Origin of the sequence: Pediococcus cellicola, from assembly GCF_001438655.1 — a bacterium.
GTDB classification, from domain to species: Bacteria; Bacillota; Bacilli; order Lactobacillales; family Lactobacillaceae; genus Pediococcus; species Pediococcus cellicola.
In genome coordinates this window covers 1-13,898 of the sequence record NZ_JQBR01000001.1, presented here as the reverse complement: position 1 = coordinate 13,898, position 13,898 = coordinate 1, and the positions used below count along the sequence as shown (strand labels likewise).

The 13,898-nt window shown below is 40.2% G+C and carries 13 protein-coding genes; all 13 read right to left on the bottom strand.

Features of this window, described 5'->3' with window-relative positions:
* Positions 1 to 46 precede the first annotated feature (46 nt).
* Positions 47 to 1,084, bottom strand: coding sequence for a DNA polymerase III subunit delta (gene holA, locus IV80_RS00060; RefSeq protein ID WP_147186299.1), 1,038 nt, complete (start codon positions 1,082 to 1,084; stop codon positions 47 to 49).
* Positions 1,038 to 3,392: a DNA internalization-related competence protein ComEC/Rec2 gene (locus tag IV80_RS00055; protein WP_162259286.1), complete on the bottom strand. Its 2,355-nt coding sequence runs from the start codon at positions 3,390 to 3,392 to the stop codon at positions 1,038 to 1,040. Before IV80_RS00055 ends, holA begins: the two co-directional genes overlap by 47 nt.
* Positions 3,322 to 3,810 carry a ComE operon protein 2 gene (locus IV80_RS00050; protein ID WP_057747711.1) on the bottom strand — a complete coding sequence of 163 codons (489 nt, stop codon included), beginning with the start codon at positions 3,808 to 3,810 and terminating at the stop codon, positions 3,322 to 3,324. The genes IV80_RS00055 and IV80_RS00050 overlap by 71 nt, the downstream gene beginning before the upstream one ends.
* Before the next feature lie 52 nt (positions 3,811 to 3,862).
* Positions 3,863 to 4,594, bottom strand: a complete 732-nt coding sequence (locus tag IV80_RS00045) for a helix-hairpin-helix domain-containing protein (protein ID WP_057747708.1) — start codon at positions 4,592 to 4,594, stop codon at positions 3,863 to 3,865.
* 97 nt (positions 4,595 to 4,691) lie between these two features.
* Complete coding sequence (locus tag IV80_RS00040) at positions 4,692 to 5,738, bottom strand: SepM family pheromone-processing serine protease (protein ID WP_057747705.1); 1,047 nt, start codon at positions 5,736 to 5,738, stop codon at positions 4,692 to 4,694.
* A gap of 15 nt (positions 5,739 to 5,753) precedes the next feature.
* Complete coding sequence (gene coaD / locus IV80_RS00035; protein WP_057747702.1) at positions 5,754 to 6,230, bottom strand: pantetheine-phosphate adenylyltransferase; 477 nt, start codon at positions 6,228 to 6,230, stop codon at positions 5,754 to 5,756.
* On the bottom strand, positions 6,231 to 6,791 hold the full coding sequence (rsmD, locus tag IV80_RS00030; RefSeq protein WP_057747699.1) for a 16S rRNA (guanine(966)-N(2))-methyltransferase RsmD: 561 nt from the start codon (positions 6,789 to 6,791) through the stop codon (positions 6,231 to 6,233).
* Positions 6,792 to 6,801: 10 nt separating this feature from the next.
* Positions 6,802 to 7,077 carry a DUF2129 domain-containing protein gene (locus IV80_RS00025; RefSeq protein ID WP_057747696.1) on the bottom strand — a complete coding sequence of 92 codons (276 nt, stop codon included), beginning with the start codon at positions 7,075 to 7,077 and terminating at the stop codon, positions 6,802 to 6,804.
* Between the two features lie 28 nt (positions 7,078 to 7,105).
* Complete coding sequence (locus IV80_RS00020; protein WP_057747693.1) at positions 7,106 to 10,537, bottom strand: pyruvate carboxylase; 3,432 nt, start codon at positions 10,535 to 10,537, stop codon at positions 7,106 to 7,108.
* A gap of 17 nt (positions 10,538 to 10,554) precedes the next feature.
* Positions 10,555 to 11,715 (bottom strand): FtsW/RodA/SpoVE family cell cycle protein, encoded by a 1,161-nt coding sequence (locus IV80_RS00015; RefSeq protein WP_083490451.1) that lies wholly within the window; start codon positions 11,713 to 11,715, stop codon positions 10,555 to 10,557.
* A gap of 351 nt (positions 11,716 to 12,066) precedes the next feature.
* Positions 12,067 to 12,330: an MBG domain-containing protein gene (locus IV80_RS10250; RefSeq protein WP_162259290.1), complete on the bottom strand. Its 264-nt coding sequence runs from the start codon at positions 12,328 to 12,330 to the stop codon at positions 12,067 to 12,069.
* A gap of 12 nt (positions 12,331 to 12,342) precedes the next feature.
* Positions 12,343 to 12,597 (bottom strand): MBG domain-containing protein, encoded by a 255-nt coding sequence (locus IV80_RS00010; RefSeq protein WP_057747685.1) that lies wholly within the window; start codon positions 12,595 to 12,597, stop codon positions 12,343 to 12,345.
* Between the two features lie 340 nt (positions 12,598 to 12,937).
* On the bottom strand, positions 12,938 to 13,898 hold a 961-nt coding region (locus IV80_RS00005; RefSeq protein WP_157048819.1), incomplete at its 5' end, for a mucin-binding protein.

Sequence of the window (13,898 nt, the reverse complement as noted above, 5' to 3'; positions counted from 1 at the left end):
TATAAAGCCTGAAGATAAAAATCTTCAGGCTTTTATAATACAAAAACTAAGCAATTTTTCGATCAATGAACTGTAACAGAAACAACTCGAATAAAAGCGAAGGATCTTTTTGGGTAGATTTTAACTGCAAATCTAAATCCACTAACCCAGTGTACCCCATTTTCAAGTCCGTCATTGAAAACTTTCGCGTTGTCTGCATCGCTAACTTCACGCGATAAGGATGGACTTTAAGCGTTCCTGCAATGTCCCCCTGTGAGAATCCCTCTCCTTGTAAAATTTTAACTTGTAACAGAAGACGAAATTGTCCCACTAATACGGCATTAATGCGCAAAGGCTGCTCTTGTTGCTTTATTAACTCTTGATAAATATCAATAGCTTGTTTTGATTTCTTTTGCAAAACAGCATTACTCAAATCAAAAACGTTTTGATCTAAGCTTTTACTGACAAGTGCATTGATCGAATCTGTTGTTATTTTACGGTCCTTGATATTGTACAACATTAATTTTGGAAGCTCATTCATTATTGTACTTAATTTAGAGTCCGTCCGAAAGAGTAGCTGATTTAATGCATCTCCCGAGATTTCATAATTTTTGACTTGGAGACGATCTTGAATAAGTTGACTAATCTGATTTTGATTCAAATTGCCAATCTGTACAGTATCTGCCTGTTTATTCAACGTTTTTACAATTTTTTTCCGACCATCTAATTTATCATACGGCGCCAACAATACTAAAATCGTTGAAGCCACTGGATGGTCAAAGTAAGTTTGTAAACCTTCCACGTCATGATTGGGACCACCCTTATGACGTTCACCTGTTAAAAAATATGGGTTTTTAATAAACACAAGCCGTTTTTCACCAAAAAAAGGTGCAGAAGTCGCATCATCTAAAGCGGCACCTAAAGAAACAACCTCCATGTCATAATTGCCAATATTCATTTCTTGTTCTTCTTTTGGTATTAAGGCTTGAAAAGCTTGCTGTATTTGATGTTCCAAATAAGCTTCTTTTCCCAGGATTAAATAAATGGAATCCGTTTGATTATGGGTTAGCCTTTTTAGTAATTCCGTGTATTGAATCTTTTTCATAATTCCTCCGTACAAATTGCCAGTTGCTAAATTTTTGCTCGGTAAAACGATACCGAATCATCCCTTCATCAATCGTTGATAACGCCCGTACATGTAACTCCTTAAGTGTCTGCAACGTTTCTGGATTAGGATGACCATAATGATTATCTTTTCCGGCTGAAATAATACCAATCTTTGCGTGAATTTGAGCCAAATAGTCTTTGGCAGATGCCGTTTTGCTGCCATGATGGCCTAATTTCACAATTGAAGCTCGTGCTTGTGGGTATCGTGCCACAATATCCCGTTCACCGGCTTGGTCTAAATCTCCTGAAAAAATAAAATTATCAGACCCAAATTTTCCTAAAAGCGTCAATGAATCATGATTTTCACCTTTGCCCGTCACAAACGGATGTACAATATGCAACGGTAAATGAGATACTTTTTGATCCGCAAGTACCGGAATAAGTCGTGCATCTCCCAAAAAAGGTTTTACTTTAGATTGAAAACCTCGTGACGTTTCCATTCCTTTGGGGATCACCACCTGGTCCACTTGCATTTTAGCAAGTAATACACCGGAATCTCCGATGTGGTCCGCGTCCTGATGGGACAAGCACAATGTATTAATTTTAGCGATACCTATGCTATGTAAATAATTTAGAACTGGTGGTTCATGCTTTTTTTGATGTCCTTGAGCCCATGCAGGTTTTAAAAAACCAACCTTACCACCTGTGTCAATTACCGTAACGGAACGATTAAATGGCATTCTGACTAAAATACTATCCCCTTGCCCCACATCAACAAAAGTGACTTCGCCATGAAGCGGAAAATGAATCCAAACAAAACCAACTAAGTAGATACCCATTAAGCTTAACATAAAGTGCTTTTTTAGTTTTGGAAAGGCAAGCCAACATAAGGATATCACCAACAACAAGCTTGTTAAGAATAAGGACGGTTTTCCGAAAGTCACCTGGCCCGGTAAATGACTTAATTGGCTCACTAACTGATGAAAGCCCGTCAAGCCAAACGTCAGTATATGGCTAAGTTGGGGAAAACACCAAAACGTTGCCGCACTCACAATGACTAATGGCATTACAAAATTCGAAAAAAGAGGAATAATCAAAAAATTGGCAAATGAAGTCAGCAAATGCCACTGATACGTGTGAAACAAAATGATTGGCAAACTCACTAAATTCAGGATCCAGGCGCGTTTAAACGACGAAACCTCTCTTACAAATATCAACAAAAATGAGAGTAAATAACTTAATTGTCCTCCCATACTTAAAATAACGTACGGATCAAACATTAAATTGACAAGGAGCGTGATACTCCAAACATTCAGTTGTGTCTGCCGTTTTTGCCCCAACAGTCCAAGTTCCGCCATCATAATCGATCTAAATAAACTCCCAGATCCCCCACCAATGATCAAAAAGGCGGGCAAAAAGAAAATCAAAAGCCAATTAGTGGTCTCTTTTGTCAACCATACTCTTAAAAAGATTTGCCGCAATAACCAACAAAAATAAAAAACATGTAGTCCTGACAAACTAAACAAATGCAACAGTCCTAAGGTCGTTACACCTTCCATATTCTCATCAAACAGCTCATCCTTAAATCCAATCAGTAAACTCAAAGCATAAGTGTTCATCAGTTTCGGTAATTTTTCACAATACAACCGGGCATTATTTCGCCAAACGTGAAGCACATTCAAAACCCCAGTCAGAGGATTTTTGGCAGAAGCTGGTTGCCAATTTAGAAGGCTGGTTTTATTGATTAAGTTGGTTATCCCCTGCGAGTCACAGTAAGCGCGGTAATTAAATTGATTTAAATTACCTGGCTGATCAACTAGCACAATATTTCCGCGAACTGTCATTGCTACAGAACTTTTAATAGCAAGTACCTGTTGTTGCTCCCTTTGACTTTTAAAATACCCGGTCACTTTGAATTTATGTTTTTGATGGTCACGTCCCACAAATTGAAAATAGTCACCCTGACAGTTAATTTCGTCTGGTTGGACGATCAACTCAACCTGCCGTGCACTTTGAGGCATCAAAATCTGTTTTTTTAAAGTAGTCGCATGCCACAAAAATAGCACGCTGAAGCACATGCCACCAATCAGCGTAGCATAGACGAAGCCTTGCTGGCGCAATCCAATAATGCGGATTACCCAGTAACCGACAAAAATTAAAAAGAACCATAATTTAATGGTGATTACGGCATCCAATAAGACCGCCAAAATCGTAATGAAGAACCAAGGAAAATTTTCAAAGTTGATCTTGATGTAAAATTCGATCCATCGATACTGCTGCGATTTCTTCTTCAGTAAACTTGACATGTTGAACTTCAACATGCATCCGTTTGAGAAGGCTCATCGCATAAGCATCATTATGATAGTTACGTAAATAATGAATTTTTTTAATACCTGCCTGTAAAATCATTTTTGTACACTGCAGGCAGGGAAAATCGGTCACATAAATTTCGGCACCATCCGTAGCAACCCCAAACTTGGCACACTGTAAGATGGCGTTCATTTCCGCATGAATCGTTCGGACACAATGACCATCCACTAAATAGCAGCCTTCATCAATGCAATGCACATCTCCAGATACGGAACCGTTATATCCGCCAGCAATTATCCGCTTATCACGCACAATAGTAGCACCAACTGAAAGCCTTGTGCACGTGCTCCGTAAAGATAATAACACGGCTTGGGTCATAAAATACTGATCCCATGGAATTCTTTTATCGTTCATTCATAACGCCTTCCTTCTTTAAATTAAAGTATACCAAAAAAAAGCTACTAACTTACACACTTAATTGTGACTTTAGTGTTTCAAATGTTTTGTCACCGATTCCCTGGACTTCCTTAAGTTCTTCAACACTTTTAAATTTTCCGTGTGCCTGACGATACTGTAAAATTTGATCTGCCTTCTTCTCACCAATATTCGTTAACGTCTGTAACTGTTCTTTAGTAGCTGTATTTAAATTGACACTCCCGGCGGCCTGCGCCGTTGTGCCACTACTGCTGGTTGTTGCCGCGTCAGTAGGTGCCGGCTCCGCTGACGATGTGTCCATCTGTGCTTCCACTGTTCCTGTGGGGGCACCCTTAATCTCTCCTCGAATTGGCACATAGACCACTTGTTGGTCAGTGAGCTTTTGCGCCAAATTAATGTGCTTCCGGTCCGCCGTCTTATCCATTCCCCCAGCAAGATTAATCACATCATCGACGCGCATCGTAGCTTTCACTTTGAAAATCCCGGGTTGTTTAACCGCCCCTTTTACATCCACATAAATATAGGCATTGCTTTCCGAGCTAGCCGAACTGCTACTAGTTACCGAAGTTGAATTCATTGAACTCATTTGTGACTCACTCTGTGAACTTGCTGTATTCGTCTCATTGCTACTACTAAGCAAAGCATTGGCATCTGCTGGTTGTGTCGACTTGGTCGTAACCACCCAAATAATTACACCGACTAAAAGGACACCCGCACCAATTAAAATATATTTTTTATAGTTTTCCCATATTTCTTCAATCACACCTTTCACACCCCTTCATCTGAAAAATACGCAAACAAAAAAGAGATGTTTTATTTAATTGTCATTTTGACAATTCATAAAAATCTCTTTGGATATGTTAGTTTGACTTTTCCAAATAATGAATGGCATCATCAATCGTTTTCACAGGTATCACTTTCATTTTTGGAGCCACGCGTTTCGCCGTTTTTTTCGCTAATTCGTAATTGGTCAGGTGATCCGGCTCATATTTTTCAACCAATTTTGTAGGCTTTAAATATGGCGCAAAGAAAATGCTAGCGCCAGCCTTTTTGGCCGCCACAATTTTCTTATCGATTCCACCAATTTCGCCCACAGATCCGTCCATGCCAATCGTTCCGGTCCCCGCAATGGTACGCCCTTTGCGTAAATCTCGTTTTGTAAGTTGACTGTAAATTTGCAAACTAAACATTAAGCCTGCAGAAGGTCCTTCAACACCATGAGGGTCAATACTGACTGGAATTTTGGTTGTGACACGGTTATTGTCGGTAAGACCAATGCCAATGCCCGCTTTTCCAGTAGAAAGACGAACTAACTTACCATCGGCGATCTTAGTTTTACCATCGTGCCGATAAGTAATTGTGATGCGCTCTCCTACCTTGTGAGATTGAATTTTTTTCATGGCATCCTCAGCACTTGTTAACTTTTTCTGGTTAACCTTAGTAATGGTATCCCCGACATGTAATACCTTTTTGAATGCAGAATTCTTCTCGATTTCAAGCACATAAATGCCCTTGAAATGAACCTGGACAGATTGACCAGCTCTCTTATAAGCAGCATAAATGGCTTGATTAATGGCACTTTTCATATAGAAAGTCTGTACCTTATTATAGGTAGCGCTGTTTTGATTACCAGTGATCTCACTCGTAGAAGCCGTTTCATAGTCCGGCATCACCTTGGCAAACACATAAAGAGCTGGGGTTGCCCGCATTAAAGAAACGGTCGTCATCCGAAAACTGCCTTTACGGTGATCTTGCTTATGTGCCACCTTAACGTAGGGACTTAAGCGATCTGCTGTACCTGGTCCTTCCACATACAGACGTAAAGGCCATAAAAAGAACACCAGTAAAACGACGACGGCAACGAACACCACCCAATATTTTTTTAAAAATCGTCGTATTCGTGACATTCATTAACATCTTCTTTACTTATATTTAGCCTGTAAAGCGCGGCACACGTTTTGAGGAACAAAAGTCCCCACATCGCCATGCATTTTGGCAATTTCTTTAATGATACTAGAGGCGACATAACTATTATCCGGAGCTGCCATTAAAAAGATGGTTTCTACCGTTTTATCTAGCTGATGATTCATTTCGGCAATTTGTCGTTCATAACGGTAATCGGCTTCGTCTCGTAATCCCCGTACCAATACACTTGCGCCTAATTGTTTAAACAAAGTCACAGTAAGTCCCTTAGTAGGCACCACTTGCACATTAGCCAAGTGGTGCGTCGCTTCTTCAATCAAGGTTACCTTTTCTGATGTCGTAAACAGCGCATTTTTACTGGTATTGATTGCAACCGCCACGACTAATTCATCAAAAAGTTTCGCCGATCGTTCAATAATATCCAAATGACCATTCGTTAACGGATCAAAACTTCCAGGAAAAATTGCAATTTTCATCTAATCACCCGCTTCAAACTGATAAATTGTCACTTCAGTAATACCATAATCTTGGCGTTTCCAGAGACGAAAACTTGGCATCTCTTCAGGCAAATTAGCAAATTGGTCCGTTTCACAGACAATAACCGCACCAGTGTTCAATAAATTCAAACTGACCATTTCTGCTAAATTTTTCGATATTTTCTGTAATTTATATGGTGGATCTAAGAACACCAAATCCACCCTTACTTGTTGTTCGGCCAAGATTTTCAACGCTCGTCGTGCATCCTGGCGAATCACTTCAAAACGGTTGACTGCTTTGGTAACCGCAATATTTTGCTCAATTGTTTGAATAGCTGGGCGCGCTTTATCCACTAAATAAGCTTTTTCAATACCTCGCGATACTGCTTCAATGCTTAAGCCACCGCTGCCTGCAAACAAATCCAACGACTGTCCACCGTCGAAGTACGGACCAATCATATTAAACATGGACTCTTTCACTTTATCAGTGGTAGGGCGCGTTTTTACACCTGGAACTGCCCGTAACCGGCGGCCACCAAAATCTCCTGATACAATTCGCATTTTTCTTCACCTAATCTTCGCTCGTTCGTTTAAATTCTGCAGCTTGTTCTTCATCAAAATTAGCTTTTAAAGAGGCCCGCGGAGAAATTTCTGCCCGTCGCACACTGGATAACTTACTAATTTCTGCACACACTTTCAAAGCTTGACTTTTATTAGCATACAATATGGCATATTTCATACTTTTAGAAACATAGGTTAGATGACCGAACTTTTTTAATTGTTTCACTTGTCGAAAGTTAGCTAGATTAATCGTAATACTTTCTCTTGGCTGTAATGCAAATTCCATAAAAGCCTCCTATTTCGCTTGTATGACATCATAGTTTTTGTGGTGCAATCTCAATTAATAAATCATTTGTATCTACCACATCACCTGCTGATACGTAAACATGCTTAATCACGCAATCAAATGGCGCTTGAATACTCGTCTCCATCTTCATGGCTTCTGTGACCAGCAGATTTGTCCCCTTACCGATCTGATCGCCAGCTTTAACTGCGACACTTAAAACTGAACCACTCATTGTCGCGCCAATTTCATTTTGATTCGTTGGCTCAGCTTTCCGTTTCGCCATTGCCGTTTCATGAACGCTTAGATCCCGAACCACAATATCTTGTTTACGACCATTCACTTCGAAATAAAGAGTACGTCGGCCCTGCTCATCAACTTCACCAATCTGATTTAACTTGATAATCAAATGATAGCCATGCCGAACTTCAACATCGATTGTTTCGCCACGCCGAATGCCTTGGAAAAAGGTTGGCGTGTCTAAACGACTCACCGGACCATTTTGGACAACAAAGTTTTCAAAATCTTCAAAAACTTTAGGATAAAGGATGCCGCTAATCACTTCTTCATCCATCACTGGACGCTTCAAGTGATCCATTAATGACTGTTTAACGGCCGCAAAATCGACTGGTTTAGCCAGACTACCTGGTCGAACCGTAATTGCTGGGGTATTTTTCAAAACTAGTTTTTGTAAGGTCGATGGGAACCCATTGACAGGTTGACCCAGATTACCCGCAAAGAAATCAACAACCGATTTCGGAAAATCCAAGTGCTCCCCTGATTCAAGCACATCATCCGGCGTTAAGGCATTTTCAACCATAAATAAGGCCATATCACCAACTACTTTGGAACTTGGTGTCACTTTGATAATATCACCAAACATCTGATTTACTTGGCGATATGCTGTTTTGACCTCTTCAAAACGTCCCTTAAGCCCCAACGCTTGTGCTTGCTGTTGCAGGTTAGAATATTGACCACCTGGCATCTGCGTTTGGTAAATATCCGTTTGTGAACCCGTCATCCCGTTTTCAAAGTCTTGATAAAACGGACGAACGCCTTTCCAGTAACGGTTAATCTCTTCAACATTTCGAATATTAAGTTGTGGTTGACGCTCAACACCAGCCATCGCATAGTATAAGCTACTTAAACTTGGTTGACTCGTTGTTCCAGACAGACTGCTAGCAGCAACATCAACAATATCTACACCAGCTTTTGCCGCACTCAAATAAGTGGCAATACCATTTCCAGTTGTGTCATGCGTATGCAAATGAACCGGAATCGAAATTCGATCTTTCAATGAACTAATCAACCGGTACGCCGCTTGTGGTTTCAAAACTCCAGCCATATCTTTAATGGCAAGAATTTGGGCACCTGCTTTTTCAAGTTCTTGTGCTAAATCTAAATAATATTGTAAAGTATATGTCTTTTGACTCGCATCCAAAATATCACCGGTGTAACACATAGTGGCTTCAGCAATTTTGCCAGTGTCGCGGACAGCCTGAATACTCGTTTCTAACTGAGGGACCCAGTTCAAACTGTCAAAAATACGGAAAACATCAATGCCATTTTTAGCAGCCAGCCGAATAAATTCCTGAATCACATTATCCGGATAATTTTGATAGCCAACCGCATTACTCCCTCGGAACAACATTTGTAGCAAAGTGTGCGGCATACGTTTGCGAAGCGCCTGTAACCGAAGCCACGGATCCTCATGTAAAAAGCGGTAAGCAACGTCAAAAGTAGCACCACCCCAAGCTTCCTCAGAGAATAATTGCGGTAGTCCCCGATCAATCTGGTTAGCAATAGGGAGCATGTCGTGTGTCCGCATGCGAGTCGCAAATAAACTTTGATGGGCATCTCGCAACGTGGTATCCGTTAATAATAACTGCGATTGATCTTGAATCCAATCCTGCAATTGCGACACACCACCAGATTCTAGGATATCCTTAGCTGTCTGCATCTTTTCAGTTTTTATTTGTAATTTTTCTAGTGCTTCTGGATAGTATTTCTTTTCATGACGTGGCACTCCGTCCGTCCCATTAACCGTGATATCACTGATATATGTCAACAATTTATTAGTTGAGTCTGCATGATTTGTCATTTCAAATAGTTCGGGAGTTTCATCGATAAATGTGGTCGTTGCTTCTCCTGATTGAAAAACAGGATGACTAATGACATTTTTTAAAAAGCCAATATTGGTATGTACGCCGCTAATCATAAATTCATTTAATACTCGTAGCATCTTTTGGGCCGTATTGTGGAAATTGCTGTCGTGCACACAGACTTTAACCAACAGAGAATCAAAGAAAGGTGTAATCACTGCGCCGGAATAGGCGTTACCGACGTCTAAACGAACCCCGTTACCACCTGGCGAACGATAGGTTTCGATCGTACCCGTATCTGGCATAAAGTTTTTGGCAGGATCTTCAGTCGTAATCCGACACTGAATGGCCGCACCCTGATAAGTTAAATCCTTTTGTTGAGGGAAATGCAAATCCGTAAACAGGTTTTTGCCCTGTGCAATCAGAATTTGCGACTGCACAATATCGCGATCCGTAATGAGCTCCGTTACGGTATGTTCAACTTGGACACGTGGATTAACCTCGACAAAGTAAAACTGATCTTTTTCAACCAAAAATTCAACCGTGGCCGCATTGATATAATGCACAGACTGCATCAAACGAACCGCGGCCGCACAAATTCGTTGCCGTAATTCAGTTGGTAAAGACACACTAGGTGCAATTTCGACCACCTTTTGATTTCGTCGCTGCACGGAACAGTCGCGTTCAAATAAGTGCAACACATTGCCAAATGAATCAGCTAAAATTTGCACCTCAATATGTTTTGGCGATTGTAAATATTTTTCAATGTATAATTCATCACTGCCAAATGATTGCATGGCTTCACTTTTAGCACGCGTGTAATTTTCCTTTAGACTATCTTGGTCATAAACAATACGCATTCCGCGGCCACCACCGCCCATTGCGGCTTTTAACATGATGGGAAACCCGTGTTGTTTAGCAAAAGCTTCGACTTGCGCAAAACTAGTCACAGGATCTTTTGTGCCGGGAATCGTCGCAATCCCCGCCTTATTAGCGACGCTTTTCGCCACTAGTTTATCGCCAAACATTTGTAAATGGGCGACCTTAGGCCCAATAAAGGTAATGCCTTCTTCTTCACAGCGCTTGGCAAACGTTTCATTTTCTGATAAAAAACCATAACCAGGATGAATGGCATCCACATGGTTTTCCTTTGCAATGCGAATAATATCTTCAATATCCAAATAGGCTTCCACAGGTTTCTTCCCGACACCTACCTCGTAGGCCTCATCCGCTTTAAAACGATGCACCGAAAGCGCATCTTCTTTTGCAAAAATGGCCACTGTTTGTAATGACAGCTCTTTACAAGCCCGAAAAATACGTGTGGCAATCTCCCCACGATTGGCAACTAATACTTTTTTCACAATGATCCCTCCAATGCTTACTCACGGACTAATTTAAGGTCAGGAATACGTTCTCGTTGCACATTAGCACTTACGTTTAACAAGATTCCCATCGCTACTGACAGTACTAACATACTGGACCCTCCATAACTAATGAACGGAAAAGTTACACCGGTAATTGGCAAAATACCGGTTACGCCACCAATATTAAAGAATGTTTGAACAGAAAGGTAAGTCGCAAGACCGTAACAAACCAAAGTTTCATACATATTATGAGCATGAATTCCTAACCAAATGGCACGACCGACGATGACCAGTAACAAAATTAGAATTAAGGTCACTGTAACCAACCCTAGTTCTTCTGAAACCACCGCCATGATAAAGTCGGTATTGGCTTCTGGTAAGTATCCCTTCTTTTGAATACTGTTCCCCAAACCAACACCAAAGACGCCCCCATTTCCTAAAGCATAGTACGAGTTAACTAACTGGTTGCCAGCTCCTTTGGCTAATTCAAACGGGTGCGCAAACCCAACGATTCGTTGCAGCATATAATTTTTTGTGTTGACATTTATTTTAGATGCTAACGGCAAAATAACGAACATGAATGCAGAAGCCCCAAGCAAAAGTGTGCCAATTCCCTTGCGGTAGTCAATACCACTCGCAAAAAAGATAATGAGCGCAATGGCAAAGTTGATCGTTGCACCACCTAAATCCCGCTGTAAAAGGATCGCAAGCACAAAAACTAAAGTCATAATCAATGGTGCACGATAATAAGACTTTGGATCTTTTTCTAACCGATCATTGTGCTTTGATAACATATCAGCCAAATATAAGGTTAAATAAACTTTGGCAACCTCAGCAGGTTGAATATTGATTGGCCCTACCTCAATCCACCCCTTAGCTCCATTAATGACTCGCCCAAAGAACAGCAGGTAAAAAAATGACACTAGCATAGCCAGCGTAAATATTTTAATAAATGTTGGACTACGTAATTTGCTTAATTTTAAAATAAATACAGTTCCGGCAATCAATAAACCAACCATGACATAGGCTAATTGTCGAAAAAGATAACTGCTTGCGCGGATTCCATTAATAATATAATAATCAGCACTAGAAGAGTACACCATGATAACGCCAAATACACATAAGATAATGTACGGAACCAAAATAAAATAATCTAAATATTTAAATTTTTTCATTAAAAGAGAACCCACCTTATTTGAGAAAATAAACGTGCTAACTTTGAACATTATAGCATACGTAACCGCTGGCAAAAATTAAGAAAAAGTCTGATTGTTTAAAAAAATAACCATTTTAAAAGAAAACAAAAATAACTTTCACGCACACAAAAAAGGCTGAGAAAAACTCCCAGCCCTTTTCTGTATTCGAAATTTGGTAATCGAAATCAGGAGAGAAGGTTGACTTCTGATCACTTTAGCAATCTTCTTATAGGGAAAGCCAGAATATTCCCAATTAATTGCGAATAAATTAGTTCCATTTCCGGTTCGCGTTAATGTGACCGTTGGGGTAAAATCACTACTAATTGTTTTTCAATCATAAATTTTTGATCCAGATACAACTACGGCACTCACTTGAACTGGTATGATCACAAATGTGTTATCTACCACTCTAACTGCATAGTTATGCTTACTTCCTAATGCCACATTCAGATCATAATGCCCGACGTTTTTGCCCGGAACACAGGTGGTGTCATAATTCAAATGATCGTCATCTGAAACATGACTTGTTGTTGATGAAAAACTAGTGGGATCGCTGGTTTCGCACTCCTTACTTTGCCCTGCAGTTAAGGTAATGGTAGCCGGTCGTTACGCAATCGTGTACATACCTGAAACATCAGTTAAATTGGCACTTTGCGTTAATTTAATGGTATAGGTTCCGACATTCATCAAATTGACATTCGTACCCGTAAAGGTATAATTATCTTTTTTCAAAGTCACTTGGGTTAGCTTTATCGAGCAGGTCCCAGTATCTTCATTAATCTTGATAGAAACGAAAGGAATTATGTTAATTTTTGCCGTACAATTAGTAGCCTTGACCGTCACATTAAACTTGTAATACAATGTATTTTCATGACATCATTTTTGCTCTCTTCCGTTGCAATTGTATTTTCATTGCCACCTCTGACTGCTTAAATTCCCTTAATATAGCCTACTTTTTCGTAGCTGTGTACTTAGCTCTGGGCATATAAATATTCCTCCATGCCTATCAGATGAATTATTGTATTTCATCTGACAACCATAAAGAGATTCTCGCATTTTCTTCAATTTTCATACTTTTTGTTTATCTTTCCATCTTTAATCAAATAATCTACCCGAAAATTTAATTATATGTATACAAAAACAAGTTCGGATTTTGCATCCAAACTTGTTTTTTTGATTTTTAATGCTAAGAGAATTGAAACTAGTCTGCGTCATGTTTTCGACGTTTCAAACCTACCCAGCTTAAAATCATGCCTAATAACGACATCCCCACAACAGCACTTGTCTTATCAGTTTGTTCATCAGTTTGCGGTAACGTCGCTTTCTTGGTAGTTGCCTGCTTCTTTTCAGAAGTCTTCGTAACTTTAACGGTTGAAAGTTTTGGTACTTGCGTCACTTTTTCAGATCCACTGTTTTGAACTTCTGGCTTATAAGAAATGCCTGTTTGTTCTTTCAAGTAACTATATTCTGGTTCGCCGTTTTTATCGATAACCGTGACTAACGATCCCTTACTATCACCAGAATCATGCGTTAATGTCACAACACCATCTGGCTCATCGTTATGAATCTTTGTCTTTCCAACTGTGACAGTTTGACCTGGTTTAACCGTCACAATTGGCAATGGTTGTTTACCATTAGGCGTTTCCGTGACGTGCTCGACACCGGTATCCACATCGACATGTACATGTGTCTTATCACCATCTGGCCAAGTCTTATTTACATCGGTAACTTCGCCATTTGGATTCTTGGTAACGGTTGTCGTACCGCCATCAGGATCTTTGGTTGTCGTTACTTTGCCAACAAAGGTGTAAACAACAGTTTGATTCAAACTAGCATAGGTTCCCGCTCGAACAGCCTCGACGTCTTTGCTTGTAAGGCTCATGGCTTTAACACTGGTTGGACTTGCTTGATAGTTTTCAAGGACCGGACTTGTGATCTCCGCAAACTGGTTTGTACCATCAACGACCCAAGCTGTATAACCAAGTAACTCACCGGTCTTGGAATCAACCAACGCGGAACGTTTGTACTCAGTCGTTTGCGTTACGGCTGTTGGAGTCGCTGGTTTGTTTGGATCATTACTGTCCTTAAAACTATAAGTGATCGTGCGAGTAACCTTCTGTGTCAAATCAGTTTCCGTAATCGTTGGCATCTTTGGCCCATCT